Origin of the sequence: Castellaniella sp., assembly GCF_034674885.1 — a bacterium.
Taxonomy (GTDB): domain Bacteria; phylum Pseudomonadota; class Gammaproteobacteria; order Burkholderiales; family Burkholderiaceae_B; genus Castellaniella.
Genome location: NZ_JAUCDS010000002.1, coordinates 15,059 through 41,833 on the forward strand (window position 1 = coordinate 15,059; position 26,775 = coordinate 41,833).

Sequence of the window (26,775 nt, forward strand, 5' to 3'; positions counted from 1 at the left end):
AGCCAGGGGCATGGGAGACGAATCGCGTATCCGCATCTATCTCGACGAGCAACTCGAGCCACTCGTGGAGTATGCACCGCCGGTGGCAGTGAACCTCGACACGCGGGCCTTGCCCGATGGCCGGCACCGCCTGCGTATCGAGGCGCGTGGCCACGATGGCCAGGTGGGCGTGCGCGAAGTTCCGTTCCAGGTGCGCAACGGGCCGGGCATCACGCTGACCGGGATTCGGGCGGATGCCATCGTGCACGGCAGTGTGAATTTCACGGTCAACGCCTTTGGGGCTGAAGAGCCGTTCGAACCGCACCGGGCCGAGTCGCCATCCCCCATTCCCGTCTGGCTCTGGGTGCTGTCTCTGGTGATTGTCGCCTGGTCCGTCTGGTATGTGGCCGTGGACTGGGAACCGCCCGCGCCTTATTCGCAGGCGCCGACCTACGTGCAGGGCACACTCTGGCAGCACCACTGATTGGCCGTCATGCAGGCTGTCTCGCCGTCCAAGTTCGGGCTCAGCCTTCAAGCCCCTCGAACCGGACGGTCTTCAGGCGGTCCGATTCAAACAGGAACAGCGGCATGACGGCACTGTTGGCGTCGCCGCACAGGGGAATGGTCAGTTGCGGCGACGTCTGCGTCGAACCGCCGTCGGTGTCGTCGGGATCGTAGAGCGTGCCGTAGCGCCGCAGCGTCGCCACGACATCGGCCCTGGGCACGCCGATCCTGACGCCTGCAGGCAGGTAGCGTGCCGGATCCGGCGCGTCAGCCAGAAAACCCAGATCGCCAAACAGGGGAACTTCTTTCAAGGGCAGGCAGGTGTTCAGGTCCTGCAGCGCGCCTGATGAAAAGCTGTACAGGACGGCGCGCGCGGCAGGCGCCGGGTCGACCGGTGGGTCGCCCTGGATCAGCATGTCGGGCAGATCGCCGTAGTAGCGCAGCACCAGGCCGCCGTCGGTGATGCGCAGTCCTTGGTCTGCGGGGACGTCTTCGTTCCTGGCGGGTCGGTGGCCGGTGCCCAGGTCGATCAAGGCCGGATCGTCCTGCGTGAAGTCGACGAGCAGGTATCCGTCCACTTGGTATTGGGGGGGCTGCAGGGCGCGACGCAGGACGATGTGGCCGCCGTTGTGGCCCACCACCGACGGGCAGCCCAGGTCGCGGTCGATGATGCCGTCCTTCAGCAGGTCGGTTTCCTGGGGGGCGTCGGGGCCACGGGGCTGTCGGTACAGGATCTTGTCGCCCAGTTTCAGCACCTGGCGGTAGTCCGTGTCCGCGCTGGATTCGCATGTGAACCTGCCTTGGGGCGTGTCCACTTGCATCAAGGTCGCCAGGGCCGGGCCGGGCAGCAGGGCGAGCCACGCGGCCGCCAGCAGGCTGGCCGGCGCGGAGACGAACGGGTGAGGATCCGGGCGTGGCATCAATGGGGCCTGTCTGGACGCTGTATTCTCAAAACGCGTACTTCAGCGCTGCCCCGCCGCCGACGCCCTGGCGCTGGCCGATGTAGGCCTGCAGGCCGATATCGATGCTCAGGGCCTTGCGGCTGGTGGGAGTCAGGGTCACGCCCAGCTCGAAGACGCCGGTGTCGCCCTTGAGGCTGGGGCTGGGGGTGTCGAAGCCGTAGACGGTGGCGCGGGCGACGCTATCGAATTCGTGTTCCCAGGCAGCGCCGGCCCAGACGCGGGTCTGGTCGCTATAGGCGTGGATGAACCGCGCGCCCAGGCGGGTGCGGCTGGAATCGGTGGCCTTGAAGTCATAGGGGGCGCCCGCCACGTCGGCGCTGTCGCTGCCCAGGCGGGTCCAGAAATACTGGGCGTAGAGGTCGGCGCTGGATCGCTCGCCCAGAGGCAGGCGCCAGCCTGCGCCCAGGTGCGCGCCGATGTAGGTGGCGTTGCCGTCATAGGACGCCGATTGGCCGTTGGCACCCGCCAGGTCGTTGCTGCGCCAGTCGCTGTCCAGCCGGCCGGCGCGCAGGGATGCCTCGGCGTAGGCCCCCAGGTCGGGAGTGGCGCGGTCGAAATCGTAGTGCGCCAGCACGCCGGCGCCGACGTAATGGCTGTTGCCGCTGCCGCGCACGGACTGGCCGGAGAAGTCGTTGTCGCTGTCGTGGCTGCCGTAGCCGGCCTCGATGAAGGGGCCGACCGTCAGTTCACCGGTACCGGGGGCGAAGCGCCGGGCGACCCCGGCCATCAGCGACACGCCATCGACTGTGACGTGCGAACCCGATTCATAGCGCGAATGCCCGCCTGCGATCGCGCCGAAGGCGGCCCAGTCGCCCGATGCGGCGGCGCTGCGGGCGCGGCTCATGCCCAGTCCTGCGGCCAGATCGGCGCCCTGGTTGGCCAGGGCAAGCGTGCTTGCGCGGCTCTCGACGGGGGCCTTGCTGGCTGCGCTGGCGTTCGCGCCCTGCACGGTGGCGATCAGGGCCGTGCCGTCGTTCACCACGTCGAACTGATAGTCCAGGGCGAAACCCTGATGGCCGATGACCTGGGTAGGGGTGGCGGAATAGGTGCTGGAGCTCAGGCCTGCTGCATTGCTCAACAGAGTCGCCTGGGTGCCCGTCGCCAGGATGCCCGCATCGTTTGCGACGTCGATCAATGTGCCGGCGCTGCCGAGGTCCGTGGCGGCGCCGCCGCCGATCGTCAGCATGGTCGTGGTGGCCGACACGCCTTTGGGCAGCAGGAATTGGTAGGTGTCGAAGGCGGCCACGCTCTTGGCGGTCAATCCTGCGGAGCGGACTTCCAGGGTGTTGTCGCGGATGACGATGGGGGCGCCGACGATGCTATAGCCGCCGAACAGTTCTGCATTGCTGAGGTTGGGCGTGCCGGCCAGGATGATGCGGTTGCCTTGGACGGTGCCGTGTTGGGACTGGCCGGCATAGATCTTGCCGGAGGCAATCCATGCCTTGTCCAGGATGGAGACCGTATTGTTCATGGCGTTGCCGTCCTGCGTAGAACCGGCTGTGATGGTGGGGGCCGAAAACACGATGTTGCCGCTGAGGATGATGTGATTGCCGATGGCATTGCCGCTCATCACCACATTGCCCCCCGTCAGAGAGCTAGCGATGCTTGCGTGACCTGTGATCAGAATGATATTGCCGTTGGCATTGCCGTTTGTGTTTGCCATGCCGCCCGTCAGAAATCCAAGGGTTCTTGCCTGATCCGTGACTAGGATGGTATTGCCGTTGGCATTGCCATCCTGACTGTAGCCGCCAAAGCCGCCAGGGTTGGAGAGTGTTGTGTCGCTGTTGCCGCTGAAGGTGAGCTGATTGCCCGATGCGTCGCCTTTGACTTTGCTGTAGCCGCCGTAGAGAGTGCTGCCGACATGTGCGTTGCCCTGGATGGCAATGGCGTTGCCGCTGGCGCTGCCGCCGATGCTGTAGCCGCCATAGAGCTTGCTTGCCGTCAGATTGCTGTTGTCGCCGATCGTGATGGTGTTGGAATGGGCCTGATAACCATGGCCTCCGAAGATTATCTGGGGAAAGGTATTGCTGCCGCCCACTGTGACGATATTGCCGTAGGCCGTGCCGTTGATCGCGTTACCGCCTTCGGTGATAGCCCCCGGATCTGTATCGAGGGTGATCCGGCCACCGGTGGCGTCACCCTGCGTGGCGCATGCGCCGATATAGGTGGTGGTACCGCACGCGGTGCCCGTGCTGCCCCCGCTGTTGGCCGCCCATGCGGGACTGGCGGATGTGGCCAGGCAGGCTAGTGCGGCGGCGCAAGGCCGCAAGCGGATGGATGTCATGGATGCCCCCGATTTTTGTTGTTGGCGGGATGGATGTTCCGCCTTCCAGCCTGCAGGCTAGACAAGAGCGGAAAGCCGCGCATCCTTCGAATGAAGGAAATTTGCTTGAATTGCGGGTTTTCCCAGGGGGTTCGGAGGCAGCGCTGGGCAGCTCGGGAGCATCGAACGGCCAGTCTCTTGGGAATCAGTCGCAGATTTCCTGCACGCAGGCCACTACGTCGGTGCCGTAGGTTTCCAGCTTGCGGGCGCCCACGCCGCTGACGCCGGCCAGGGCGTCCAGGCTGTCGGGGTTGCGCAGGGCGATTTCGCGTAGCGTAGCGTCGTGAAAAATTACGTAGGCGGGCACATTGTGTTCGCGCGCAGTGCGCGCGCGCCAGGCCCGCAGGTGTTCGAAGCGCGCCAGAGCCTCGGGCGGCAGGGTGTCGAGCTGTGCCGCCGTGGTGGTGCGTTGGCGGCCGGCCTTGGCCCGCTTGACGGCCACCGGGCGCAGCATCAGGGTGCGTTCGCCCTTCAGCACGGCACGGCTGGCTTCGGTCAGGGCCAGGGTGCCGTAGCCTTCCAGGTCCACCGTCAGCAGGCCCAGGGCCAGGGCCTGGCGCAGGATGCCGCGCCAGGCGTCCGCCGTCAGGTCCGCGCCCACGCCGAAGACGCTGAGCGTGTCGTGCCCGTGCTGTTTCACCCGGTCGGTCATCTGGCCGCGCAGGATGTCGATCAGGTGGCCGCCGCCGAAGCGCTGGCCGCGTTCGCGCATCAGTCGGTAGACGGCCGACAGCAGCTTCTGCACGGCCACCGTGCCGTCCCAGGCGGCGGGCGGTTCCAGGCAGGTGTCGCAGTTGCCGCAGGGCTTGATGGTCTGGCCGAAATAGGCCAGCAGGTCCTGGCGCCGGCAGGTGACGGTTTCGCACAGGGCCAGCATGGCGTCCAGTTGTCGGACCTGGCGCCGCTGGTGCAGGGAATCGCCGTCCGAATCGTCGATCATGCGGCGCTGCTGCACCACGTCCTGCAGGCCATAGGCCAGCCAGGCATCGGCCGGCAGGCCATCGCGGCCTGCACGGCCGGTTTCCTGGTAGTAACCCTCGATGGATTTGGGCAGGTCGATGTGGGCCACGAAACGCACGTCGGGTTTGTTCACCCCCATGCCGAAGGCGATGGTGGCGACCATGACGATGCCGTCTTCGCGCAGGAAACGGGCCTGGTGATCGGCGCGGGTGCGCGCATCCAGTCCCGCATGGTAGGGCAGGGCCGCGATGCCGTTGCGTGTCAGGAATTCCGCCGTCTGTTCTACGCGGGTGCGCGACAGGGCATAGACGATGCCGCATTCCCCTGCGTGTTCCGCGCGGATGAAATCCAGCAGTTGACGGCGGACTTCCTGTTTTTCGACGATGCTGTAGCGGATGTTGGGCCGGTCGAAGCTGGCGATGAACTGCGGGGCTTCGTCCAGCGACAGGCAGGCCACGATGTCGCTGCGGGTGGCCGCCGTGGCGGTGGCCGTCAGCGCCACCCTGGGGATGCCGGGCCAGCGCTCGGCCAGCAGGCTCAGGCCCTGGTATTCGGGACGGAAGTCGTGCCCCCATTGCGAGACGCAGTGGGCTTCGTCGATGGCGAACAGCGCGATGCGGCCCCGGTCCAGGAGGTCCAGGCAGCGCGGGGCCAGCAGCCGTTCCGGGGCGACATACAGCAAGTCGAGTTCACCGCGCAGGAAGGCGCGTTCGACCTCGCGGGCCTGGCCCGGTGTCTGGGTGGAATTCAGGAAGGCGGCGCGCACCCCCAGTTCCTGCAGGGCGTCGACCTGGTCCTGCATCAGGGCGATCAGCGGTGAAATCACTACGCCGACGCCGGGTCGCACCAGGGCTGGAATCTGGTAGCACAGCGATTTTCCGCCGCCGGTGGGCATCAGCACCAGGGCGTCGCCCCCTGCGATGATGCGCTCGATGATGGCCTGCTGTTCACCCCGGAAGGCCTCGTAGCCGAAGACCTCGCGCAGCGCCTCCAGAGCCGATCCATAGCGGGTGGGGGCGGGGACATCGTCCGGGGCCAGGGTCTGCACCGGTTCGCCGTCCTCGTCCCAGAAACGCAACCCGTCCTCGTCGTGCATCGGCATGTTGGTATGAATATCCGGACTCATCCCCGGGACAACGCTTTCAGGGCCTGGCGGATGCTCTCGGAGACGTTCAGGCCATCCGGTAGCGTGCCGATGGCGCGCCGCGCCTCGGCGTTGGAATAGCCCAGGGCCTGCAGGGCATTCAGGACGTCGCTGTCGCTGGCGCTCGCCGGGGCGCCGTCTGCGCGGGGCGCGCCTGCCAGAGGAGTGAGCTTGTCGCGCAGTTCCAGCAGCAGGCGCTCGGCCGTCTTTTTGCCGATGCCGGGGACTTTGACGAGCCTGCCGGATTCCTGGCGATCCACGGCATCGGCCAGGTCTTCGACGCTGAGGCCCGACAGCACGGCCAGGGCAGTGCGCGCGCCGATGCCCGTGACCTTGATCAGCGCCCTGAAGGCGCTGCGTTCGGTGGCGGTCGCAAAGCCATACAGGACGTGCGCGTCTTCGCGGATCGCCAGATGCGTGTGCAGGCTGACGGTCTGGCCCACGGCGGGCAGCTTGTAGAGCGTGCTCATGGGCACGTCGAGTTCGTAACCCAGGCCGCCGGTCTGAATGCAGACGGTCGGGGGACTCAGTTCGATCAGGGTGCCGGTGATGCGGCCAATCATGTTGGATTCCTGGAAAGCGGGTGGTGCGGGACGGGCGTGGCCGGCGTTCAGGATACCAGACGGCCGGTGCGCAGGCGCCGGCTGCGAGACGATAAGGTGTCGGGCGCCAGGGCCTGCAATCGGCCCGCCAGCGGCGCGCAGTGTGCGTGGCAGATGGCGCAGGCCAGGGCATCGGCGGCATCCGGTGCCGGTTCTCCGTCCAGCGCCAGCAAGTGGCGCACCATGACCTGGATCTGTTCCTTGCTGGCGCGGCCAGTGCCGACGACGGCCTTCTTGATCTGCAGCGCCGTGTATTCCTGCACGGCCAGGCCGCTGTCGGCCAGCGCGCACAGGGCTGCGCCTCGGGCCTGGCCCAGCAGCAGGGTCGAGGCCGGGTTGGCGTTCAGGAATACCTTTTCCAGCGCGGCCTGGTCGGCATGGGCATCCCGGGCGACTTCCCGCAGATTGTCCAGGATGACCTTCAGGCGGGCATGCAGGGGCAAGGCGGACGGCACGACGATGGTGCCGCTGGCCACGTAGCGCAGGCTGGAGCCGTGGACTTCGATGACACCGAAGCCCGTGCGGCGCAAGCCCGGATCGACCCCCAGGATGCGCATCAGTGGCGGAAGTGGCGGGTGCCGGTGAGAACCATGGCGATGCCGCGTTCGTCGGCGGCCGCGATGACCTCGTCGTCGCGGATGCTGCCGCCCGGCTGGATCACGCAGGTCGCGCCCGCATCGGCCACCACGTCCAGGCCATCGCGGAACGGAAAGAAGGCATCCGAAGCCACGGCTGCGCCCTGCAGCGACAGACCGGCCTTTTCCGCCTTGATCGACGCGATGCGGGCCGAATCGATGCGGCTCATCTGGCCCGCGCCCACGCCCAGGGTCATGCCCTGGCCGCAGAAGACGATGGCGTTGGACTTCACGTATTGGGCCACGTTCCAGGCGAACAGCAGGTCGCGCATCTGGTCGGCAGTGGGCGCCAGCCGGGTGACGACCTTGACGTCGGATTCACCGGCGGGGTGGCCGTCCGGGTCCTGCACCAGCCAGCCGCCGCCTACGCGTTTGACGTCGTAGGGGTTGCGGGCGGCGCCCGGCGGGACTTCCAGCACCCGCACGTTCTTTTTCGTCGCCAGTACGGCCAGCGCCGCGCCGGTATAGACCGGGGCGATCAGGACTTCCAGGAACTGTTCGCTGACGGCGTGGGCGGTCGCTTCGTCCACTGCCGTGTTGAAGGCGATGATGCCGCCGAAGGCCGAGGTCGGATCGGTCTTGAAAGCCTGCTGGTAGGCCGTCAGCGCGTCGGCGCCCAGCGCCACGCCGCAGGGGTTGGCGTGCTTGACGATGACGCAGGCGCCGGTCTGGAAGCTGCGCACGCATTCCCAGGCGGCATCGGCGTCGGCGATGTTGTTGTAGGACAGTTCCTTGCCCTGGATCTGGCGGTAGCCGGCCAGCAGGCCTTCGCCGATGGGCTTGTCGTGGTAGAAGGCCGCGCCCTGGTGCGGGTTCTCGCCGTAGCGCAGGGCCTGCTGGCGTTCCATCTGCACGGTCAGCACGCGCGGCCAGGCTTCGCGCGCTGGCACCTGCGCGGGGGCGGGTTCGCGGTCGGCCAGGCTGCTGAGGTACCCCGCGATGGCGCCGTCATAGGCGGCCGTGTGGGCGTAGACCTTGGCGGCGAGTTCCAGCCGCAGGCCGTAGGACGGCTGGTGTGCCGGGCCGTCCATGTCGGCCAGCACACGGGGATAGTCGGCCGGGTCGATGACCACCGTGACGCCACCTTGTTCCGAACCGTGATTCTTCGCAGCGGAACGCAGCATGGCCGGGCCGCCGATGTCGATGTTCTCGATCGCGTCGGCCAGGATGCAGTCGGGTTTGCTGATCGTCTGCTGGAAGGGGTACAGATTGACCACCAGCAGGTCGATGGTCGGGATGTTCTGGTCCTTCAGGGTCTGCATGTGCTGCGGGTCGTCGCGCCGGGCCAGCAGGCCGCCGTGGATGCGCGGGTGCAGGGTCTTGACGCGGCCATCCAGGATTTCGGGGGACCCCGTGTGGGTGGCGACTTCCGTCACGGTCAGGCCGGCGTCGCGCAGCAGGCGGGCGGTGCCGCCGGTCGACAGCAGGGCGACGCCGCGCTGGGACAGCGCCTGGGCGAATTCGACGACGCCCGATTTATCGGACACGGAGATCAAAGCAGTCTGTATGGTCATGGCAGCGGGGAAAGGACGAAAAGGAAATCAGGCGGTCAGCTGGTGGACCTGGAGTTTCTTGCGCAGAGTGCCGCGGGTGATGCCCAGCATGTCGGCGGCGCGTGTCTGGTTGCCTTCGGTGCGCTCCAGCGCCACCTGCAGCACGGCGCGTTCAACGCACAGGTTCACCATGGCCAGCATGTCGTTGGGCGCGGAATCCCCGAGATCTTCGAAATAGCGATCAAGCTGGTCGCGAACGGCTTGTTCCAGGGGCGTCGTGGTAGGCATGGGATAACAGGAGTCAGGAAAAGGTCTTGGGTGAAAAGTGTCAGTGCAATAGGGCCGGAGCCGGGATGGCGGGCGCGCCGGCAGGCTGCTCGTCCAGCCAGCGTCGCAGCGCCAGGGACTGCTGCGCCGTGCTGTCGAGCGTCATGATGGCAGGCAGCAGGGCATCAGCCCCCGGCAGATCCGTCAGGTACCAGCCGATGTGCTTGCGAGCCGTTCGCACACCGGTGGTTTCACCGTAAAAGCTGTAATGGTCTTCGAGGTGGCTGAGCAGATGTTCGCGCAGTTCACCGTACGTGGGCGGCGGCAGGTGGGTGCCGTGCGCCAGGTAGTGGGCGATTTCGCGGAAGATCCAGGGGCGGCCTTGGGCAGCGCGTCCGACCATGATCGCATCGGCCCCAGTGTAGTCCAGAACGGCGCGGGCTTTTTCAGGACTGTCGATGTCGCCGTTGGCGATCAGGGGGATGCGGATGGCCTGCCGGACTTCACGGATGGTGTCGTATTCGGCGTGGCCGGTGTACAGGTCGCAGCGCGTGCGGCCGTGCAGGGTCAGCGCTGCGATGCCGCAGTCTTCGGCCAGGCGGGCGATGCGCACGGCATTGCGGCTGTCGCGGTCCCAGCCTGTGCGGGTTTTCAGGGTGACCGGGACGCCCAGGGGGGTGCAGGCGTCCACCACGCTTTGCAGGATGCGGGCCACCAGGGCCTCGTCGCGCAGCAGGGCTGAGCCCGAGGCGACGTTGCAGACCTTTTTCACCGGACAGCCCATGTTGATGTCGATGATGCGCGCGCCCTTGCGGATGTTGAACACGGCGGCCTCGGCCAGCATGTCGGGGTCGGCCCCGGCGATCTGGATGGCGATGGGATCGGGTTCGCCTTCGTGGTTCAGGCGGCGCGAGGTCTTCACGCTATCCCACAGGCGCGGGTTGCTGGCCGCCATTTCCGACACGGCATAGGCTGCTCCCAGCGCCTTGCACAGGCGCCGGTAGGGACGGTCCGTGACCCCCGCCATGGGGGCCGCGCAGACAGGGTGGGGCAGGGTCCAGGTTCCGATACGCATGGCCGGTATTGTAGAAGCAGGCATCCGGCTACAGGCGCTGGCCCTGCAACAGATGGCGGGCCAGGGGTTTGCGCAGGGCCGGCAGCACGTCCAGCGCGATCAGGCCCAGGCCGGCCAGATGGCGCAGCACCGGGTTGGGTGTGGCGAAGACGCGCGGCAGCAGGTCGGTGATGCCCAGCGTCAGCCCCCGATCCAGGCGGCGTCGGCGGGCGTGCTGTTCCAGCAGTGGCTGCAGCGGCTGTTCGGGATCGGCCAGCCAGGGCAGCAGGGCGTGCGCCAGCTGGGCGGCATCGCGCAGCCCCAGGTTCAGCCCCTGGCCGGCCACCGGGTGCAGCGTCTGGGCTGCGTTGCCCACGGCGACGATGCCCGTGCCCTGCAGGCTGGGGCCCGCATGCAGGGACAGTGGAAAGGTATGGACGCCGCCTGTTCGCTCCAGGGCGCCCAGCCGCTCGCCGAAGGCGGTCTGCAGGGCCTGGTTGAAGGCATCCGGCGTCAGATCGGCCAGGGCGCGCGACTGTGCGGGCCGGACGCACCAGACCAGGCTGTACAGATCCCGGCCGGCGGGATGAGGCAGCAGGGCCAGCGGACCGGTGCGGGTAAATCGTTCAAAGGCCCGTCCGGCGATGGGCTGGGCGGCGCGAACCGTGGCCAGCACGGCAGTCTGATCGTATTCTCGGTGCAGGCCCTGGGGGCGGGCGCCGTCGGACATCAGCGCCAGGCGGCTGGTGACGGGGCCGTCGGCCAGCTGCAGGGTGACCGGCTGGCCGGCGCGTGGCCGGGCAGGCCGTTCGGTGATCCGCTGCACGCCGCTGCGCCCGACCGCCGCATGCAGGGATTCCAGCAGCGCGTCGTAGGCAACGACACAGCCCAGGCGGGGCACGCCCAGTTCTGCCTGATCGATCAGGGTGCGGCCCAGGTGCCCCGCCTGGGACACGTGCACGGTCAGGATGTCGGCAGCGTGATTTGGCCAGGCTTCCAGGTGCTGCAACAGCTGGCGGCTGCCGTGGTTCAAGGCCAGTGCGCGGGGATCGATGGCCTGGTCGGGCGCGTGCGGGGCCGGATCGGGGCCCATCAGGGCGATGCGGTCCGGGCGCGGTGCGCTGCGGGCCAGGTCCAGGGCCAGTACGCAGCCGACCGGGCCGGAGCCTAGAATCATGATGTCGTAGGTCGGGTCGGACATGGGCGGAGCAGGTGATGGGGAAACGCTCATTTTAGGCTCAGGGCCGCCCCGAGCCTGAAAAACCCATGCCGCGCGGCGTGTGGGTGTATTCCAGAATGCTTTAAACTAGGCGGGTTGCGTTTTTCCGAGCCATAGTCCCGTCTCATGGATCTGCTTGCCTGGCTGCAGCCCTGGGAATTCTCTCCCACTCTGGTGCTGGCCTTTCTGGCCTCGGCCTGGCTGTTCCTGCGCGGACTGCGCGTCCATCACGTGGGCCGGGTCCGCCAGGCGCTATTCTGGATCGGCATGGTGCTGCTGTACCTGTCCTTGCATACCCGCGTGGACTACTACGCCGAACGCATGTTCTTCATCCACCGTGTGCAGCATCTGGTGCTGCACCACCTGGGCCCCTTGCTGATCATGGGGGCGTATCCTGGCCAGGTCATGCGGGCGGGCCTGCCCCTGCGCTGGCGCGTGTGGCTGGCGGGCGCGCGGCGGCGCGGCCCGGTGCGGCAGCTGGAAGTCCTGGCCACGCACCGCTTCCTGATCCCTTTTCTGTTTGTCCTGCTGGTGCTGATCTGGCTGGAACCCACCGTCCAGTTCTATTCCATGCTGGACTGGCGCATCTATCGCTTCATGAACTGGTCGGTGGTCATCAGCGGCCTGCTCTACTGGAACCTGATCCTGGACCGACGGCCGCATCCGCCTGCGGCCCTGTCGGCGGGCGGACGCATCTTTTCGCCGGTGTTTACCATGGTTCCACAGATGGTGGCCGGGGCGGTCATCGCCTTTACGGGACATGATCTGTACCCGGTCTTCGATCTGTGCGGCCGGGCGTTGCCTGGTTTCAGCGCGCTGGACGATCAGGTGATCGGCGGGCTGATCATGTGGGTGCCTGCGGGTCTGATCGAGACCTTCGGCCTCCTGTATGCCTTGGGGACCTTGATGCGCCTGTCGGCGCGCGGCCGTCTGCCGCAGCCCAAACGCCGGGTGCCGCGCCCTTCGGCCTCTGCGGTTTCGTAGGATGTCCATGAATGCCCGCTTGCATCGGATCGGACGGGCCCTTTGCCTGTCGGCGGCGCTGTCCTGCGCCTTCCCGGCCTGGGGCCAGCCCATGGGGCTGCCCTCCATGGGGGTCGCGTCGTCGGCGGAATTGTCCCCCATGGTGGAGCGCACGCTGGGCCAGGCCATCATGGAGCAGGGTCGCCACGACCCGACCTACATCGCCGATCTGGACATCAACCAGTATCTGACCGATCTGGGGCGCAAGCTCGCCGCGCATGCGCCGCAGGCCCTGTCCCAGACCATCACCGTCTTCGCGGTGCGTGATCCGGCCATCAACGCCTTCGCCCTGCCGGGCGGCTACATCGGCATCAACAGCGGTCTGGTCGTCGCCGCCCAGAGCGAGTCCGAACTGGCCGGGGTGCTGGCGCATGAGATCGGCCACGTCATGCAGCGCCACATCGCCCGAGGCATCGCCCAGCAGTCGCAAGGCACCGGGCTGATGGTGGCCAGCCTGATCGGCGCCTTGCTCGCGGCCCTGGCCGGGCAGGGCGATCTGGCCATGGGGGTGGCGACTTTCGGACAGGCCGCCACGATCGATCGTCAGCTGGGTTTTTCCCGCAGCGCCGAACAGGAAGCCGACCGGGCCGGCTTCCAGATGATGCGCCAGGCGGGGTTCGACCCCCGAGGCATGCTGGACATGTTCCGGCGCCTGATGAATGCCTCGCGCCTGAACGAAGGCACTGGGGGCGGTTATGCCTCGACCCACCCGCTGTCGATCCGGCGTCTTTCCGATATCGAGAACCGGATTGCCGAACTGCCGGCGGCCACCGTGCATCCTCAGCCCGAATTCTGGTTCGTGCGGGCGCGGCTGGCGCTGATCCAGGGGCGCGATAACGACGATCGCCTGCGGCAGACCTTCAAGAGCGAAGCCCGCGAATATCAGGGCAGCCGTCAGGCGGCCGCCCTGTATGGCCTGGCCTGGATGGACTGGAAGGCTGGCCAGGTTGCGGCCGCCCAGCAGCAGGTGGATGCTGCCCGGGCGGTGCAGCCGGCTCCCCAGCTGGACATGCTGGACGTGCGTCTGGCGCGGATGCACAGCCCCGCAGCGGCTGCAGATGCGTCCGCCCAGGCCTGGAAACGCTGGCCGCACAGCCAGGGCGTTGCCGACGAGCGTGCACGCGCGCTGCAGGCGGCTGGCCAGGACTCGGCCGCCGTGGATTTTCTGAAGGCTGCCGTTGCGCAATGGCCTGACACACCGGACTTCCAGCGCCTGCTGGCCGACAGCCTGGATCGTCTGGGTGACAAGGTCCAGGCGCACGAGGCCATGGCGTCCTACTTCGAGCAGACCGGCGCCTTGCCGACCGCCATGGAACACCTGCAGCAGGCGCGCAGCCTGTCTCGGGATTTCTACGAACAGTCGCGCCTGGACATGCGCATCCGTACGCTGCGAGACCGGCTGGAAAATCAGCGGGCCCTGCTGGAACCCTATAAGAAATGATCGGCTGCCTGGTGCAGCCGGACCTTATCGCCCGCTGTCGAAGAACCTGTGCAGCCGGGTGGGCAACCAGCCCAGATGACCTGGGAACATGCCGGTGACAAAGCTGGCGTGGCCGCCCTGGCTGGGTTGGTGCAGCAGAACGTCGGACGACGTGCTGCGGCTGCCCGGCAGGGAGGCTTCTGGCACGAAAGGGTCGTTGCGGGCGTTCAGGATCAGGGTGGGCACGCGGATGCCCGGCAGCAGAGGCAGGCTGGCGGCCCGTGTCCAATAGTCCAGTGCGTTGCGGTAGCCGTGCATGGGGGCCGTGTACAGATCGTCGAACTCGCGCAGGCTTCGCATGTGCTGGGTGCGCAGCACGTCCACCGATCCAGGGAATTGCTGCGCTTTGTCCAGGATCTTGCGGCGGATGCTTTGCAGGAAATAGCGGGAATACAGCTGTCGCCCCCAGACGGTCTCCGACAGCCGGCGCCCGCAGGCGGCCAGGTCCATGGGTACCGATATGGCGGCGGCAGCGCGCAGGCCCTGGGCGCCGTGGCCGGCTTCGCCCAGATGTTTCAGCAGTGCATTGCCGCCCAGGGATATGCCGGCGGCGTGCCAGGCGGCCTGCGGCAGGCGGGATCGGACGTGGTCCAGCATGAAGGCGATTTCCGAGGAATCGCCGCTGTAGTAGGCCCGCGCCATGCGGTTGGGCACCCCTGAGCAGCTGCGGAAATGAGCAGCCACCACGGTCCAGCCCCGGCTGCGGAAAGCATGGGCGATGGCCTGCATGTAGGGGCTCAGGCTGCTGCCTTCCAGGCCGTGGAACAGGATCAGGGCGGGGGCGTCCGGGGACAGTCTGAACCAGTCGGCCGGCTCGATCCAGCGGCTGGCTGCGGTTCCGACCAGGCCGGATTCATGAGGGGTGGAGTGTCCGTCTGGCCGGATGTGCGGATCCAGGCCCGGACCGCACCAGTCCAGGTCCACGAAGTCGCCGTCGGGCGTGTCGGCCCGCTCGCGCACGAAGTGGATCGTGGGATGCTGCGCGCAGAAGGCGCCGTACAGCGTTTGCGCATGCCCGCCCGGCAACCAGGCCGGCACGGGGCAGCGGCCGATGTCGAGGCGGGCGGACGGATCAGATGCGGATGCCGGCCTGTTCGTGGCCATGCGGGTGGTCGCCGTCGCGTAGAACGTATTCGGTGCCGCAGTACTGACATTTGGCAACCCCATTTTTCACGACCTCGATGTAGGTGCGGGGATGCATGGACCAGAGGGGGGATTTCGGGCCGGGGCAGTAGACGGGCAGGTCTTCTGCGCCGACGACTACGGGTTCCGGTTTCCGGGAAGAATCGGGTGTGCTGCTCATGAGTGTTCCTGTCAGACTTTCGAGAGCCAATGGTGGTATTTCGGGGTCTTGCCCGAGACGGCCTCGAAGAAGGCTTTTTGCAATTGGGCGGTGATGGGGCCGCGTTCGCCAGCACCGATCTGGCGCCCGTCGATTTCACGGATGGGCGTGACTTCGGCGGCCGTGCCGGTGAAGAAGGCCTCGTCGGCGATGTACAGGTCGTCGCGCGTCAGTCGGCGGGACACGACCTGCAGGCCCAGGTCGGCGGCGATCTGGTGGATGGAGGCGCGCGTGATGCCGGTCAGGGCGCAGGCGATGTCCGGTTCGTAGAGCACGCCGTCGCGCACGATGAACAGGTTCTCGCCGGAGCCTTCCGCCACGAAGCCGCTGGTGTCCAGCAGGATGGCCTCGTCGTAGCCGTGTTCCAGGGCCTCGGTGTTGGCCAGGATGGAATTGGCGTAGGTGCTGGCGATCTTGGCCCGAGGCATGGTGACGTTCACATGCTGACGGGCATAGGAGGAGATCTTGACGCGGATGCCCTGTTTCAGGGCTTCTTCGCCCAGGTAGGCACCCCAGGGCCAGGCTGCGATGGCCACGTGCACCTGCGCGCCCTTGGGCGATACGCCCATTTTCTCGGAGCCGTAGAACACGATGGGCCGGATGTAGCAGGATTCCAGTTCGTTGCGGCGCACGACCTCGATGTGGGCATTGGAGATCGCCTCGCGGGTGTAGGGGATCTTCATCTGGTAGATGTGCGCCGAATTGAACAGGCGGCGGGTGTGGTCTTCCAGGCGGAAGATGGCGGTGCCGTGGTCGGTCTTGTAGGCGCGCACGCCCTCGAAGACGGACAGGCCGTAATGAAGCGAATGTGTCAGGACGTGGGTGGTGGCGTCGCGCCAGGGCACGAGTTTGCCGTCATACCAGATCACCCCATCGCGGTCAGCCATGGACATTGCCGTCTCCCAGATGAATAGGGTTTTATTGTACCAATTGCCCGCCTTTCGGAGATGCACGTTAAAATAGCCTGTTCATGATTGCGCAGGGCCGATTCTGGCGCCTGTGTTCCCCTAGCTGCGAATGACCGAATCCACCCCCACCGATCCCATTGCCGAACAACCCGTCGCGTTTGGCCAGTTTGGCCTGCATCCAGGCATCATGCAGGCCATCGAGGCCACGGGCTATACGTCCGCCACGCCGATCCAGGCCAAGGCCATCCCGATTGCCCTGACCGGGCGCGACGTCATGGGGGCTGCCCAGACGGGCACCGGCAAGACCGCCGCGTTTTCCCTGCCCATCCTGCATCGCCTGATGCCGTTCGCCAGCAACAGCGCATCACCCGCCCGTCATCCGGTGCGGGCGCTGATCCTGACCCCCACGCGCGAACTGGCCGACCAGATTCACGAAAACGTGCAGCGCTACAGCCAGTTCGTGCCCTTGCGCGCGGCCGTGGTCTTCGGCGGCGTGGACATCCGTCCGCAAAAAGAACAGCTGCGGCGGGGTTGCGAAATCCTGATCGCCACGCCGGGACGGTTGCTGGATCACGTCGAACAGCGCAACGTGAACCTCAGCCAAGTAGGCATTCTGGTGCTGGACGAGGCCGACCGTATGCTGGACATGGGCTTCCTGCCTGATCTGGACCGCATCATGCGTCTGCTGCCCCCCGGGCGTCAGGGCCTGTTGTTTTCCGCGACGTTCAGTCCTGAAATCCGCAAGCTGGGCCGCAGCTTCCTACGCACTCCCGTGGAAGTCGAAGTCGCCCGACCCAATGCCACGGCCGACACCGTCACGCAGATCGCCTACCCCCTGGAAGGCGACGCCAAACGCCACGCCGTGGTGCATCTGGTGAAATCCCGCCAGCTCAACCAGGTGATCGTGTTCTCCAACACGAAAATCGGTTGCAGCCGCCTGGCGCGGCAGCTCGAACAGGACGGCATCCGGGCCGAATCCATCCACGGCAACAAATCCCAGATCGAACGCATGAAGGCCCTGGACGCCTTCAAGGCCGGGACCCTGGAAGTCCTGGTGGCCACGGATGTGGCCGCCCGGGGGCTGGACGTCGCCGGCATTCCCTGCGTCATCAACTACGATCTGCCGCGCAATCCCGAAGACTACGTGCACCGCATCGGGCGCACCGGCCGCGCCGGGGCAGAAGGCGAGGCCATCGCCCTGTTCGCGCCCGACGAAGAACGCTATCTGCTGGACATCGAAAAACTCATCAAGACCAAGATCCCTCGCGGGGAACTGGAATTGCCGCGCCCGTCCCGGCGCCGTCCGGTCGGGGCGCATCGCAGCTCAGGGTCCGGCTGGCATGCGCCCGAGGCCCCGGTGGATGATTTCTTCACCAAACCCTATGTCCCGGCGGCTGCCGGCGAACAGCCTGCTGCCGAGCAGGACATCCGGCCGTCGGTTACCCCCGCGCGGCGCACGGTGGGCGTGCTGCTGGGCGGCACCCGCAAATCCGACTGATTCGTCAGCCCGTTTTGCAGGCCTTGGCCCCGATGCGGCCGCCTCAGGCGCCGGCCAGATCGTCGATGCGGCCAGGGCCGCCTGCCAGCACCGGCAGGCTCTCGGCGCCTTCCAGCAACCGCTGCAAATGCTCGACATAGGGCAGTTGCACTCCCCAGAAACGCGTACCGGCGCGGTCCTGCACCAGCACGGTGGGGAAATTCTCGATGTCCTCGTCGCCCAGCCAATCGGGGCTGTCTTCTACGTCTACCCAGATGAACGTCCAGCCTGGGTGTCGCGCTGCCAGCGCTTCCAGGGCAGGTTGGTAGCCGTCGCAGGTGCGGCACCAGGCCGCGCAATAGCAGACGATACGACGCCCGTCGTCCTGGGCCAGTTGCGCGCGCAGGGCGGGCAGGTCGGTGTGGGGGTTGAATACTTTCATGAGGGCAATATAGTATGAAAATTCCATTTCCTTTTCACACCCAGTGTGCCGCATGACACATCAGAATCTTGCTTTGCGCGGGTCGCAGTCCGCCCGTGGTCTATCGCTGGTCGGGCAGGCGTTTCGCCGCGCCCTGGTCAGCCAGTTGCATCCGCGCATGCTGGTCGCGCTATTGCTGCCCTTCGTGATCGCCGTGATGGGGGCTGTCGTGCTGCTGTGGTTCTTCTGGGCGCCTTTGACCGGTTGGCTGGATCAGGAAGCCACGTCCTGGGGCATGTTCAACACGGTGGACGGGTGGCTGGTGGCAGTGGGGCTGTTTTCGCTCAAACTCTGGCTGGTGCCCCTGATGGCTGCCGGCCTGCTGCTGCCATTGGCGGGCATCCTGGGCCTGGGCATTGCTGCCGTCTTCGTCATGCCCCTGGTGCTGCAGCATCTGGAAAAACGGGATTACCCGGGGCTGAGCCGCCAGGGCCAGCACGCCACCGTGCTGGGCGTCTGGAACGCTGTCTGGGTGGGGTTGCTGTTCTGCCTGGGCTGGATATTTACCATGCCGCTGTGGCTGATGCCGCCCATGGCGCTGGTCCTGCCGATCTTCTGGTGGGCCTTCGCGCTGAACCGCATGCTGCGGGTCGACGCCATGATCGAGCATGCCAGCCCGGCTGAACGGCGTCTGCTGTGGCGCCGCCACAACCGGCAGTTGTGGCTGATCGCCGGCATCCTGGCGCTGGTCAATCTGGTGCCCTTGTTCTGGCTGGTGATGCCGGTGTTCTCGGCGCTGGTCTATGCCCATTTCTGCCTGGACGCCATTGGCCGCCTGCGAGCAGAAACCGTGATCGACATGCCGAGCCGCTGACGCCAGCTTTTGCCCCTGATTCCTGATCCTCAAACGAGAACTCTGCGATGACATCCTCCTCGAGCAATTCTCCGTCCCGGGCGGCGGGCGAGCCCGTGCCTTCGGTGCGCCTGATCGCGATCGGCGACGAAATCCTGTCGGGTCGTCGCCAGGACAAGCATTTCGCCACGCTGATCGAATTGCTGCAAGCTCGTGGCATGCGGCTCAAGGCGGCGGAATTCATTTCCGACGACGAGGACGACATCACCGCCTGTCTGCGACGCAGCTTTGCGACCAGCGACCTGGTCTTTTGCTGCGGCGGCATTGGGGCCACGCCCGACGACCGGACTCGACAGTCCGCCGCCCGCGCACTGGGGGTGGGCCTGGCCTTGCATCCGGAAGCGGCCCGGCTGATTGGCGAACGCTGCGCAGAGATGGCGGCCAAGGGGCAGGGCAGCGCCGACATGTCCACGCCGGAAAATCAGCAGCGGCTGCAGATGGGGGTGTTCCCGGTGGGTGCGGACATCATCCCCAATACCTACAACCGCATCCCCGGATTCTTCATCCGCAACCACAGCTTCATGCCCGGCTTTCCCGTCATGGCTCATCCCATGATGGCCTGGACCCTGGACACCCGCTATGCCCGCTGGCATCACCAGGAAGCCCGGGTCGAGCACTCCTTCCTGGTCTTCGGCATGCCCGAATCCCGCATCACGCCCGCACTGGAATCCCTGGAACGGCGCTGGCCGGGGATCCGGGCCTTCAGCCTGCCCAATGTCGGGGACTCGGGCGGCCACCCGCACATCGAACTGGGGGTCAAGGGCGAACCCGACGCCGCTGCGCAGGCCCTGGCCTGGCTGCGGACCGAGGTCCAGTCCCTTGGGGGCAGCCTGAATCCGCCGATCTGAATACCTGTGGCAGCGGATCGCGACCATCTGGAATTCAGGAAACTCAGGGAATTCAGGGCTTGCCAGATGGAATGATTTTTCATAGTATGGAATTGTGGCATTGCAACAATTTCCCCTTATGGCGCGTTCCTCCAACTCCTCCTCTCTGCTGTCCTCACCCCAGCCGCCGCTGCGGGATACGGTCGCCGAGCACAGTTCCGTCACGATCCAGGTGCTGGATCGGGCCATGCGCATCCTCGACGTGCTGGCGGGGCAGCGCGACCCTGTCGCCCTGAAGGACCTGGCAGCCGCCACGGGGCTGCATGCTTCGACCACCCACCGCATCCTGGCCGACCTGGCCGTCGGGCGCTATGTCGAACGGGTGGACAGCGGCCTGTACCGCCTGGGCATGCGCCTGCTGGAACTGGGGTCCCTGGTCAAGGGGCGTCTGGACGTGCGCGCGGCTTCCATGGGGCCCATGCGTGAATTGCATCGCCAGACCGGCCAGACCGTCAACCTGTCCCTGGCCCAGGGAGACGAAATCGTCTACATCGAACGCGCCTGGAGCGAACGCTCCGGCATGCAGGTCGTGCGGGCCATCGGCGGGCGCGCGCCCCTGCACCTGACATCTACCGGCAAACTGTTCCTGGCGACCTGGGATGCCCGCAGCGTACGCAGCTATGCCATGCGCACCGGCCTGGCCGGCAACACGCGCAACAGCATCACTCAGCTGGAGCAGCTGGAACGTGAACTGGCCCTGGTGCGACGCCATGGCTATTCGCGCGACAACGAGGAACTGGAACTGGGCGTGCGCTGCATCGCGGCCGGGGTCTACGACGACACCGGCACCTTGCTGGCGGGGCTGTCCCTGTCCGCGCCGGCCGAACGCATGCGCGACGATTGGATTCCGCTGCTCCTGTCGGCCACTACCAGCATTTCCGAAGCGCTGGGTTACGAGACGACCGCGCACTGAATCGGGCGTTGCACGCGGGCTCGGAATTATTTGTTGCGTTGCAACAAAAATCTCTTGACTTCCCCATCAGTTGCTTTAAAATTTCAATTGTGCGCTGCAACATTTCGGTTGCAGCCGGGAAGGTGCCGGGCGATATGCCTCTGAGGAAGCCTTCTATCTACTGACAAGGAGTCATCATGAGCGCAAACCCCCAAGTCCTGCTGGCCTCGCAAAAAGCCGTCATCGACAATTTCCTGGCTGTCCAGGGCACTTTCTTCAGCGGCTTTGAAAAGCTGGTCGATCTCAACCTGAAGGCCACCAAGGCCGCTCTGGAAGAAGTCGCCCAGAAATCTCAAGAAGCCACCGATCTGAAGGACGCCCAGGAACTGCTGGCCTTCACCTCGGCGCTGGTGCGCCCCGAACAGGCCGTGGCCTACGGCAAGGACGTCTACGAGATCCTGGCCGACGTGCAGGGCGAACTGAGCAAGCTGGCTGAAGCCCAGCTGGCCCAGGGCCAGGAACGCGTCGCCGACGCCGTGGAACAGTTCTCCCGCAACGCCCCCACCGGTTCCGAAGGTGCCGTGGCGCTGCTGAAGTCCTCGCTGGCCACTGCGACGAACGCCTACGAATCCGCTGCCAAGGCCGCCCGCCAGGCCGCCAGCGCCGCTGAATCCAACTTCGCCGCCGCGACCAACGCTACCCTGAAGGCCGCCGCCGACGTGAGCAAGGCTTCCAAGCCCGCCCGCGCCCGCCGCTCGGCCAACTGATTGCAGCAGCGGTATCGGCCGGTTCCGTAGCCGGTCGACCCCGTCTTCAAAGCCAGGCACTCGCCTGGCTTTTTTATTGCCCCGGCAGCAAGCGGGCGCAGCCTGCGCAGCGTGGGGGCACTCTTTTGCCGCCGGGCCGCCCCAAGGCAAAAGGCGCCCCCTTGGGGGGCAGCAAGCGGGCGCAGCCTGCGCAGCGTGGGGGCACTCTTTCTTTTTCAAGATTCCTTCATCATTTCGGGCGGGCTTGCTCGTATACTCGCACAGGGCGCCCGTAGGCGCCTGTTCCATTACGTCACATCCTGTCGGGGATCCCAAAGCATGTCGGCTGTGCGTCGTTCGTTGTTGCTGGTTGGTTTGCCGGTCCTGATCGCGCTGGGGGCCGCGGTCTGGTGGTTCAGCCGCTCGACGGCCGCTCCGGCCCCCCAGGCTGTGGCCGGCGGGCCGGTTCTGGTGCGCACGACCTTGGTTCGGGCGCAGGATGTGCCCGTCCGCCTGCCGGGGCTGGGGGCTGTGCAGGCCTGGAAAACCGTCACCGTGCGGTCCCGCATCGACGGCCAGTTGGAATCCGTCGGTTTCCGGGAAGGCGACATGGTCCGGCAGGGGCAGCTGATTGCGCAACTGGATGACCGGGCACCAAAGGCCCAGCTGGCGCAGGCCGTGGCCCAGCGCAGTCGCGATCAGGCGCAGTTGGACAATGCCCGCCAGGACCTGAAACGTTACGTCGAGCTGGCCCGCCACGCGGCCATCGATCGACAGACACTCGATACCCAGCGGGCCCAGGTGGCTGCCTTGCAGGCTACGGTGCAATCGGACGAGGCCCAGATCCAGGCCGCCCAGGTGCAACTGGCCTACACCCGGATCGTGGCGCCTTTCGCCGGCCGCACCGGGGCGCGGCTGGTGGACCCCGGTAATCTGGTGCGGGCCGCCGATGCCCAGGGGCTGGTGGTCATCAATCAGATCGATCCTATCGCCGTCAGCTTTACCGTGCCGGATACCGCATATGCGCAGATCCACGCGGCCTTGCAGGCTGCGGGGAAGGACGCATCCAGGCCCGACGCCTCCGGATATCCAGGAGCCCAGGCAGCAGGGCCGGCTGCAGATGCGATCCATGTCCAGGTCCTGTCCCAGGGGCAGTCCCAGGTGCTCGGTCAGGGCAGCCTGGTGTTGGTGGACAACCAGATCGACGCCGCCAGCGGAACGCTGCGGCTGAAGGCCAGATTTGCCAACCCCGACCAGAGCCTGTGGCCAGGCCAGACGGTGGATGTGCGGCTGATCCTGGGAGTGCGGCGCGGTGCGCTGGTAGTACCCGACTCGGCCGTTCAGCGCGGGGCTCAAGGCCTGTTCGTCTACGTGGTGGACAAGAACGACGCCGTCCAGCCGCGCCCGGTGCAGGTATTGGTCTCGCAGGACGGCCTCAGCGTGATTTCCCAGGGTCTGGCGGCCGGCGATCGGGTTGTGGTGGATGGGCAGTACCGTCTGCGGCCCGGCGTCCGGATTGCCGAGATTGAATCTTGAATATCTCCACCCTTTTCATCCAACGCCCCATCGGCACCTCGCTGCTGGCCCTGGCCCTGTTCCTGGTGGGGCTGGCGGTGTTTCCGCTCTTGCCGGTCGCGCCGCTGCCGCAGGTGGACTTTCCCACCATCCAGGTCACGGCCAAACTGCCAGGTGGCAGTCCCGAGACCATGGCGACCAGCGTGGCTCAGCCGCTGGAACGGCAGTTCTCCACCATCCCCGGCCTGGTGCAGATGAGTTCCCAGAATGCCCTGGGTCAGTCCAGCATCACCTTGCAGTTCGATCTGGATCGCAATATCGACGGCGCCGCCCTAGACGTGCAGACGGCGATCGCCGCTGCGGCCCGCCAGCTGCCGTCGAACATGCCCAGTCCGCCCACCTTCCGCAAGGTCAATCCCGCCGATTTCTCGATTCTGCTGCTGTCCGTGCAGTCCGATGTCCTGCCGATCACCGTCGTGAACGACTATGCCGACAACATCCTGGCGCAGCAGTTGTCGCGGGTGGACGGCGTGGGACAGGTCAACATCTTCGGACAGCAGAAACCCGCCATCCGGGTGCAGGTCGATCCGCGCAAGATCGCCGCGCTGGGGCTGGACCTGGAGTCCATCAGGGGGGTGATCGCCACCACCACCGTCAGCCAGCCCAAGGGCTCGGTGGATGGATCGCGGCAAAGCTACACCATCTATACCAACGATCAGCTGACGGACGTGGATCAGTGGAATGACGCGATCGTTGCCTGGCGCAACGGTGCGCCCGTGCGGGTGCGGGACATCGGCCAGGCGGTGCCGGGGCCCGAGGACGCCAAGCAGGCGGCCTGGGCGTTCGCCGGACGCGGGGCGGGGCCGCACGACGTCGCCCTGGACGGCCGTTCCCTGGTGGTCGGCGTCACCAAGCAGCCGGGAGCCAACGTCATCGACACGGTGGCCCGCATCCGTGCCGAGTTGCCCAAGCTGATGGCGGCCATGCCGGCCAGCGTGCACGTCAGCACCCTGATGGACCGCACCCAGAACATCCAGGCCTCCGTGCATGAGGTCGAGTTCACCCTGGTCCTATCCATCGCGCTGGTCGTCCTGGTCATCTTCATGTTCCTGCGCAGCGTGGCAGGGACCCTGATTGCCAGCGTGACGGTGCCGCTGGCCCTGATGGGGACGTTCGCCCTGATGTACCTGGCGGGCTACAGTCTGGACAATCTGTCGCTGATGGCCCTGACGATTTCGGTCGGTTTCATCGTCGATGACGCCGTCGTGATGCTGGAAAACATCTGGCGTCATGTCGAAGAAGGCATGCGGCCCATGGACGCCGCCCTGCGGGGAGCGCGTGAAATCGGTTTCACCATCGTGTCGATCTCCGTATCCCTGATGGCGGTGTTCATCCCCTTGTTGCTGATGGGGGGGATCGTGGGGCGCCTGTTCCGGGAATTCGCCGTGACGGTGGTCATGACCATCGGGCTGTCGGTCCTGGTCACGCTGACGCTCACCCCCATGCTCTGTTCGAAATTCCTGCGCGACCTGCAGCACGTGCGGCATGGACGCGTCTACCTGGCGTTCGAGCGCGGCTTCGACGTCCTGTTGAACGCCTATCGCCGCAGCCTGGACGTGGTCCTGAACCACTCCTTCCTGACGTTGTGCGTGTTCCTGGCCACGCTGGCTGCCTCGGTCGCTTTGCTGGTGGTGATTCCCAAGGGGTTTTTCCCGCAGCAGGACACCGGCGCGATCTTTGGCCTGGCGGAATCCGCCCAGGACAGCTCGTTCGAGGCCATGAACGAGCGCATGATGGCCTTGGCGGACGTGCTGCGCCAGGACCCCGACGTCGCCTCCTTTGGCATGACCAGCAACGCGCCGACCTTCAACACGGGCCGCTTCTTCATCAGCCTGCGGCCCAGGGACCACGGGCGTACGGCCTCGGCCGATGCCGTGATCCGGCGCCTGAATCCGCAACTGGCGAAAGTCCCGGGTGTGCGGCTGTTCATGCAGGCGGGCCAGGACATCAACGTCGGCGGCCGCCTGTCGCGTACGCAATACCAGTACACCCTGACCAGTGCCGACCTGGACGAGCTCAACGTCTGGGCGCCCCGTTTGCTGGATCGGTTCCGCACATTGGCGCCCCTGACCGACCTGGCCACCGACCAGCAGAACAGCGCCAACACGGCGGTGGTCACGATCGACCGTGCGCGGGCCGCGATGTTCGGCATTTCCCCGGCCATGATCGACAACACCATCTACGATGCGCTGGGCCAGCGGCAGGTCGCCCAGTATTTCACCCAGATCAACAGCTACAACGTCGTGCTGGAGATCACGCCGGAATGGCAGCGCGACCCGGATGTGTTCTCGCACCTGTACATCACCTCGCCGCTGACGAGGCAGCAGGTGCCTCTGTCCAGCCTGGTGCGGGTAGATACGTCCAAGACCGGCTACCTGTCCATCAACCACCAGGGGCAGTTCCCCGCCGTGACGATTTCCTTCAACCTGGCGCACGGGTATTCGCTGGGCCAGGCGGTGGATGCCATCCAGCAGGCCCAGGCGGCGATGGCGGTGCCGATTTCGGTGCAGGGGTCCTTCCAGGGCACGGCCCAGGCCTTCCAGGAATCCCTGGCCACGCAGCCCTACCTGATTACGGCCGCACTGGTGGCGGTCTACATCGTGCTGGGCCTGCTGTACGAAAGCTATATCCACCCGCTGACGATCCTGTCCACCCTGCCGGCGGCCGGGGTAGGCGCCTTGCTGATCCTGATGGTCAGCGGCATGGATTTCAGTGTGATCGCCCTGATCGGCATCCTGCTGCTGATCGGCATCGTGAAGAAAAACGGCATTCTGCTGATCGACTTCGCCATCGTCGCCGAACGCGAACAGGGGCTGTCATCGCGCGAGGCGATCTACCAGGCCTGTCTGCTGCGTTTCCGCCCCATCCTGATGACGACCTTGTGCGCCCTGTTCGCAGGGCTGCCGCTGATGCTGGGCACGGGGGCGGGTTCGGAACTGCGTCAGCCCCTGGGCTACACCATGGTGGGCGGCCTGATCCTGTCGCAGGCCCTGACCTTGTACACCACGCCCGTCGTCTATCTGTACCTGGATCGCCTGCATCACCATTATGTGCGCGGCCGGGCGCTGAAACAGGCACAGCGGTTGCGCCGCCGTCGGGTGGCTGCTCGCGCGGCAGATATCAGTTCCGCGCCACCGACGTCAGCCCCGCCACCAGCTGGTCGATGAAAAACGTATACAGCACGGCGATCGGGATGCTGGCGATCAGCGCGCCGGCCAGCAGCGGCCCCCAGTGGTAGACGTCGCCGCGTATCAGTTCGGTGGGCACCGCGATGCTGATGGTCTTGTCGGCCGAGTGCGTGACAAAGGCCAGGGCATAGATGAATTCGCTGGTTGACAGGGTAAAGGCAAAGACCACCACCGTCATCAAGCCGGGCAGGGCCAGGGGCAGTACCACATGGATAAAGGCGCTGAAGCGGTTGTGGCCGTCGATCATGGCCTGCTCTTCGATGTCGCGCGGAATGCCCTTGAAGAACCCCATCAGCAGCCAGGTGCAGAACGGCACGGTAAAAGTCGGGTAGGCCACGATCAGCGCCCAGAGCGAATTCTGCAGGCCCAGAAAGGCGATGACCTTTGAAAATGGGATGAACAGCAGAGTGGGGGGCACCAGGTAGCTGAGGAAAATGCCGATGCCCAGGGTCTCCCCCCAGCCACCGGCGATGCGGGCCAGCCCGTAGGCCGCCGGCACCGAGAGCGCCAGCGTGATGACGACCACCGCCAGCCCCACCCAGACGGTGTTGATCAGCCATTGGACGAACTGAGTCTGGAAGAACAGCAGCTTGATGTTGGCCAGTGTGGGCGGTGCGGAAAACCAGAAGGGGTTGGCCGCCGGCGAGAAGATATCGCCCTGGGTCTTGAAACTGGTGATCAGCATCACGTAGAACGGCAGGGCGGAAAACACCACGAACAGCAGCGTGGCGATGTAGAGGCCGCTGATGCGGGCGGGGGATCGGGACGCGTTCTGCATGGT

General features: G+C 66.2%; 24 protein-coding genes. 10 read left to right on the forward strand and 14 right to left on the reverse strand.

Annotated elements, in window-relative coordinates; genetic code table 11:
* The first annotated feature begins 10 nt into the window (after window positions 1-10).
* A complete protein-coding gene (locus VDP74_RS01575) occupies window positions 11-463 on the forward strand; it encodes a hypothetical protein (protein WP_322997862.1) in 453 nt (150 codons plus the stop codon).
* 40 nt (window positions 464-503) lie between these two features.
* Here the strand turns inward: VDP74_RS01575 and VDP74_RS01580 are convergent, their stop codons facing one another.
* The 9 genes from VDP74_RS01580 to VDP74_RS01620 all read right to left on the reverse strand — a co-directional run bounded on the left by VDP74_RS01580 (window position 504) and on the right by VDP74_RS01620 (window position 11,124).
* The gene (locus VDP74_RS01580) at window positions 504-1,403 is read right to left on the reverse strand and encodes a hypothetical protein (protein ID WP_322997863.1); all 900 of its coding nucleotides are present in this window, start codon (window positions 1,401-1,403) and stop codon (window positions 504-506) included.
* Window positions 1,404-1,431: 28 nt separating this feature from the next.
* Window positions 1,432-3,729, reverse strand: a complete 2,298-nt coding sequence (locus VDP74_RS01585; protein ID WP_322997864.1) for an autotransporter outer membrane beta-barrel domain-containing protein — start codon at window positions 3,727-3,729, stop codon at window positions 1,432-1,434.
* A 184-nt stretch (window positions 3,730-3,913) separates the two neighbouring features.
* A complete protein-coding gene (gene recQ / locus VDP74_RS01590; RefSeq protein WP_322997865.1) occupies window positions 3,914-5,830 on the reverse strand; it encodes a DNA helicase RecQ in 1,917 nt (638 codons plus the stop codon).
* 20 nt (window positions 5,831-5,850) lie between these two features.
* Window positions 5,851-6,435 carry a Holliday junction branch migration protein RuvA gene (gene ruvA, locus VDP74_RS01595; protein WP_322997866.1) on the reverse strand — a complete coding sequence of 195 codons (585 nt, stop codon included), beginning with the start codon at window positions 6,433-6,435 and terminating at the stop codon, window positions 5,851-5,853.
* 47 nt (window positions 6,436-6,482) lie between these two features.
* On the reverse strand, window positions 6,483-7,031 hold the full coding sequence (gene ruvC / locus VDP74_RS01600) for a crossover junction endodeoxyribonuclease RuvC (protein ID WP_322997867.1): 549 nt from the start codon (window positions 7,029-7,031) through the stop codon (window positions 6,483-6,485).
* Window positions 7,031-8,623, reverse strand: coding sequence for a bifunctional phosphoribosylaminoimidazolecarboxamide formyltransferase/IMP cyclohydrolase (gene purH, locus VDP74_RS01605; protein WP_322997868.1), 1,593 nt, complete (start codon window positions 8,621-8,623; stop codon window positions 7,031-7,033). The genes ruvC and purH overlap by 1 nt, the downstream gene beginning before the upstream one ends.
* A gap of 27 nt (window positions 8,624-8,650) precedes the next feature.
* Window positions 8,651-8,890: a helix-turn-helix domain-containing protein gene (locus tag VDP74_RS01610; RefSeq protein ID WP_298014028.1), complete on the reverse strand. Its 240-nt coding sequence runs from the start codon at window positions 8,888-8,890 to the stop codon at window positions 8,651-8,653.
* A gap of 40 nt (window positions 8,891-8,930) precedes the next feature.
* Complete coding sequence (dusB, locus tag VDP74_RS01615; RefSeq protein ID WP_322997869.1) at window positions 8,931-9,944, reverse strand: tRNA dihydrouridine synthase DusB; 1,014 nt, start codon at window positions 9,942-9,944, stop codon at window positions 8,931-8,933.
* Between the two features lie 28 nt (window positions 9,945-9,972).
* On the reverse strand, window positions 9,973-11,124 hold the full coding sequence (locus VDP74_RS01620) for an FAD-dependent monooxygenase (protein WP_322998149.1): 1,152 nt from the start codon (window positions 11,122-11,124) through the stop codon (window positions 9,973-9,975).
* Window positions 11,125-11,268: 144 nt separating this feature from the next.
* Here VDP74_RS01620 and VDP74_RS01625 point away from each other — a divergent pair, with 144 nt between their 5' ends.
* Together VDP74_RS01625 and VDP74_RS01630 are read left to right on the forward strand one after the other, a co-directional pair.
* On the forward strand, window positions 11,269-12,126 hold the full coding sequence (locus tag VDP74_RS01625; protein ID WP_322997870.1) for a cytochrome c oxidase assembly protein: 858 nt from the start codon (window positions 11,269-11,271) through the stop codon (window positions 12,124-12,126).
* Window position 12,127: 1 nt separating this feature from the next.
* Window positions 12,128-13,606, forward strand: coding sequence for a M48 family metalloprotease (locus VDP74_RS01630; protein ID WP_416232914.1), 1,479 nt, complete (start codon window positions 12,128-12,130; stop codon window positions 13,604-13,606).
* A 24-nt stretch (window positions 13,607-13,630) separates the two neighbouring features.
* On the opposite strand, the gene VDP74_RS01635 is transcribed toward VDP74_RS01630, so the two are convergent.
* From VDP74_RS01635 to VDP74_RS01645, 3 genes are read right to left on the reverse strand one after another with little or no spacing between them, the layout of a single operon-like run.
* Window positions 13,631-14,749, reverse strand: coding sequence for a YheT family hydrolase (locus tag VDP74_RS01635; protein ID WP_322997872.1), 1,119 nt, complete (start codon window positions 14,747-14,749; stop codon window positions 13,631-13,633).
* Window positions 14,718-14,948 (reverse strand): zinc-finger domain-containing protein, encoded by a 231-nt coding sequence (locus VDP74_RS01640; RefSeq protein ID WP_322997873.1) that lies wholly within the window; start codon window positions 14,946-14,948, stop codon window positions 14,718-14,720. Before VDP74_RS01640 ends, VDP74_RS01635 begins: the two co-directional genes overlap by 32 nt.
* An 11-nt stretch (window positions 14,949-14,959) precedes the next feature.
* Window positions 14,960-15,880: a branched-chain amino acid transaminase gene (locus tag VDP74_RS01645; RefSeq protein ID WP_322997874.1), complete on the reverse strand. Its 921-nt coding sequence runs from the start codon at window positions 15,878-15,880 to the stop codon at window positions 14,960-14,962.
* A gap of 124 nt (window positions 15,881-16,004) precedes the next feature.
* Here VDP74_RS01645 and VDP74_RS01650 point away from each other — a divergent pair, with 124 nt between their 5' ends.
* Entirely contained in the window at window positions 16,005-17,393 is a 1,389-nt protein-coding gene (locus VDP74_RS01650) for a DEAD/DEAH box helicase (protein ID WP_322997875.1), read from the forward strand.
* A gap of 43 nt (window positions 17,394-17,436) precedes the next feature.
* Here the strand turns inward: VDP74_RS01650 and VDP74_RS01655 are convergent, their stop codons facing one another.
* Window positions 17,437-17,814, reverse strand: coding sequence for a thioredoxin family protein (locus VDP74_RS01655; RefSeq protein ID WP_322997876.1), 378 nt, complete (start codon window positions 17,812-17,814; stop codon window positions 17,437-17,439).
* A gap of 52 nt (window positions 17,815-17,866) precedes the next feature.
* On the opposite strand from VDP74_RS01655, the gene VDP74_RS01660 reads away from it, so the two are divergent.
* The 6 genes from VDP74_RS01660 to VDP74_RS01685 all read left to right on the forward strand — a co-directional run bounded on the left by VDP74_RS01660 (window position 17,867) and on the right by VDP74_RS01685 (window position 25,973).
* Window positions 17,867-18,667, forward strand: coding sequence for an EI24 domain-containing protein (locus tag VDP74_RS01660; protein ID WP_322997877.1), 801 nt, complete (start codon window positions 17,867-17,869; stop codon window positions 18,665-18,667).
* A 47-nt stretch (window positions 18,668-18,714) separates the two neighbouring features.
* The gene (locus VDP74_RS01665) at window positions 18,715-19,554 is read left to right on the forward strand and encodes a competence/damage-inducible protein A (RefSeq protein ID WP_322997878.1); all 840 of its coding nucleotides are present in this window, start codon (window positions 18,715-18,717) and stop codon (window positions 19,552-19,554) included.
* A 226-nt stretch (window positions 19,555-19,780) separates the two neighbouring features.
* Entirely contained in the window at window positions 19,781-20,506 is a 726-nt protein-coding gene (locus tag VDP74_RS01670) for an IclR family transcriptional regulator (RefSeq protein WP_416232917.1), read from the forward strand.
* Between the two features lie 176 nt (window positions 20,507-20,682).
* Window positions 20,683-21,252: a TIGR01841 family phasin gene (phaP, locus tag VDP74_RS01675; RefSeq protein ID WP_322997880.1), complete on the forward strand. Its 570-nt coding sequence runs from the start codon at window positions 20,683-20,685 to the stop codon at window positions 21,250-21,252.
* A 318-nt stretch (window positions 21,253-21,570) separates the two neighbouring features.
* Window positions 21,571-22,767 carry an efflux RND transporter periplasmic adaptor subunit gene (locus tag VDP74_RS01680; RefSeq protein ID WP_322997881.1) on the forward strand — a complete coding sequence of 399 codons (1,197 nt, stop codon included), beginning with the start codon at window positions 21,571-21,573 and terminating at the stop codon, window positions 22,765-22,767.
* On the forward strand, window positions 22,764-25,973 hold the full coding sequence (locus tag VDP74_RS01685) for an efflux RND transporter permease subunit (RefSeq protein WP_322997882.1): 3,210 nt from the start codon (window positions 22,764-22,766) through the stop codon (window positions 25,971-25,973). Before VDP74_RS01680 ends, VDP74_RS01685 begins: the two co-directional genes overlap by 4 nt.
* On the opposite strand, the gene VDP74_RS01690 is transcribed toward VDP74_RS01685, so the two are convergent.
* Window positions 25,927-26,772, reverse strand: a complete 846-nt coding sequence (locus VDP74_RS01690; RefSeq protein WP_322997883.1) for a carbohydrate ABC transporter permease — start codon at window positions 26,770-26,772, stop codon at window positions 25,927-25,929. The genes VDP74_RS01685 and VDP74_RS01690 overlap by 47 nt on opposite strands.
* Window positions 26,773-26,775: the final 3 nt, after the last annotated feature.

Coding starts and splice junctions, on each gene's coding strand:
- VDP74_RS01575 (WP_322997862.1), top strand. CDS start 11: ATGGGAGACGAATCGCGTATCCGCATCTATCTCGACGAGCAACTCGAG.
- VDP74_RS01580 (WP_322997863.1), bottom strand. CDS start 1,403: ATGCCACGCCCGGATCCTCACCCGTTCGTCTCCGCGCCGGCCAGCCTG.
- VDP74_RS01585 (WP_322997864.1), bottom strand. CDS start 3,729: ATGACATCCATCCGCTTGCGGCCTTGCGCCGCCGCACTAGCCTGCCTG.
- recQ (WP_322997865.1), bottom strand. CDS start 5,830: ATGCCGATGCACGACGAGGACGGGTTGCGTTTCTGGGACGAGGACGGC.
- ruvA (WP_322997866.1), bottom strand. CDS start 6,435: ATGATTGGCCGCATCACCGGCACCCTGATCGAACTGAGTCCCCCGACC.
- ruvC (WP_322997867.1), bottom strand. CDS start 7,031: ATGCGCATCCTGGGGGTCGATCCGGGCTTGCGCCGCACGGGCTTCGGT.
- purH (WP_322997868.1), bottom strand. CDS start 8,623: ATGACCATACAGACTGCTTTGATCTCCGTGTCCGATAAATCGGGCGTC.
- VDP74_RS01610 (WP_298014028.1), bottom strand. CDS start 8,890: ATGCCTACCACGACGCCCCTGGAACAAGCCGTTCGCGACCAGCTTGAT.
- dusB (WP_322997869.1), bottom strand. CDS start 9,944: ATGCGTATCGGAACCTGGACCCTGCCCCACCCTGTCTGCGCGGCCCCC.
- VDP74_RS01620 (WP_322998149.1), bottom strand. CDS start 11,124: ATGTCCGACCCGACCTACGACATCATGATTCTAGGCTCCGGCCCGGTC.
- VDP74_RS01625 (WP_322997870.1), top strand. CDS start 11,269: ATGGATCTGCTTGCCTGGCTGCAGCCCTGGGAATTCTCTCCCACTCTG.
- VDP74_RS01630 (WP_416232914.1), top strand. CDS start 12,128: ATGTCCATGAATGCCCGCTTGCATCGGATCGGACGGGCCCTTTGCCTG.
- VDP74_RS01635 (WP_322997872.1), bottom strand. CDS start 14,749: ATGGCCACGAACAGGCCGGCATCCGCATCTGATCCGTCCGCCCGCCTC.
- VDP74_RS01640 (WP_322997873.1), bottom strand. CDS start 14,948: ATGAGCAGCACACCCGATTCTTCCCGGAAACCGGAACCCGTAGTCGTC.
- VDP74_RS01645 (WP_322997874.1), bottom strand. CDS start 15,880: ATGTCCATGGCTGACCGCGATGGGGTGATCTGGTATGACGGCAAACTC.
- VDP74_RS01650 (WP_322997875.1), top strand. CDS start 16,005: ATGACCGAATCCACCCCCACCGATCCCATTGCCGAACAACCCGTCGCG.
- VDP74_RS01655 (WP_322997876.1), bottom strand. CDS start 17,814: ATGAAAGTATTCAACCCCCACACCGACCTGCCCGCCCTGCGCGCGCAA.
- VDP74_RS01660 (WP_322997877.1), top strand. CDS start 17,867: ATGACACATCAGAATCTTGCTTTGCGCGGGTCGCAGTCCGCCCGTGGT.
- VDP74_RS01665 (WP_322997878.1), top strand. CDS start 18,715: ATGACATCCTCCTCGAGCAATTCTCCGTCCCGGGCGGCGGGCGAGCCC.
- VDP74_RS01670 (WP_416232917.1), top strand. CDS start 19,781: ATGCGCATCCTCGACGTGCTGGCGGGGCAGCGCGACCCTGTCGCCCTG.
- phaP (WP_322997880.1), top strand. CDS start 20,683: ATGAGCGCAAACCCCCAAGTCCTGCTGGCCTCGCAAAAAGCCGTCATC.
- VDP74_RS01680 (WP_322997881.1), top strand. CDS start 21,571: ATGTCGGCTGTGCGTCGTTCGTTGTTGCTGGTTGGTTTGCCGGTCCTG.
- VDP74_RS01690 (WP_322997883.1), bottom strand. CDS start 26,772: ATGCAGAACGCGTCCCGATCCCCCGCCCGCATCAGCGGCCTCTACATC.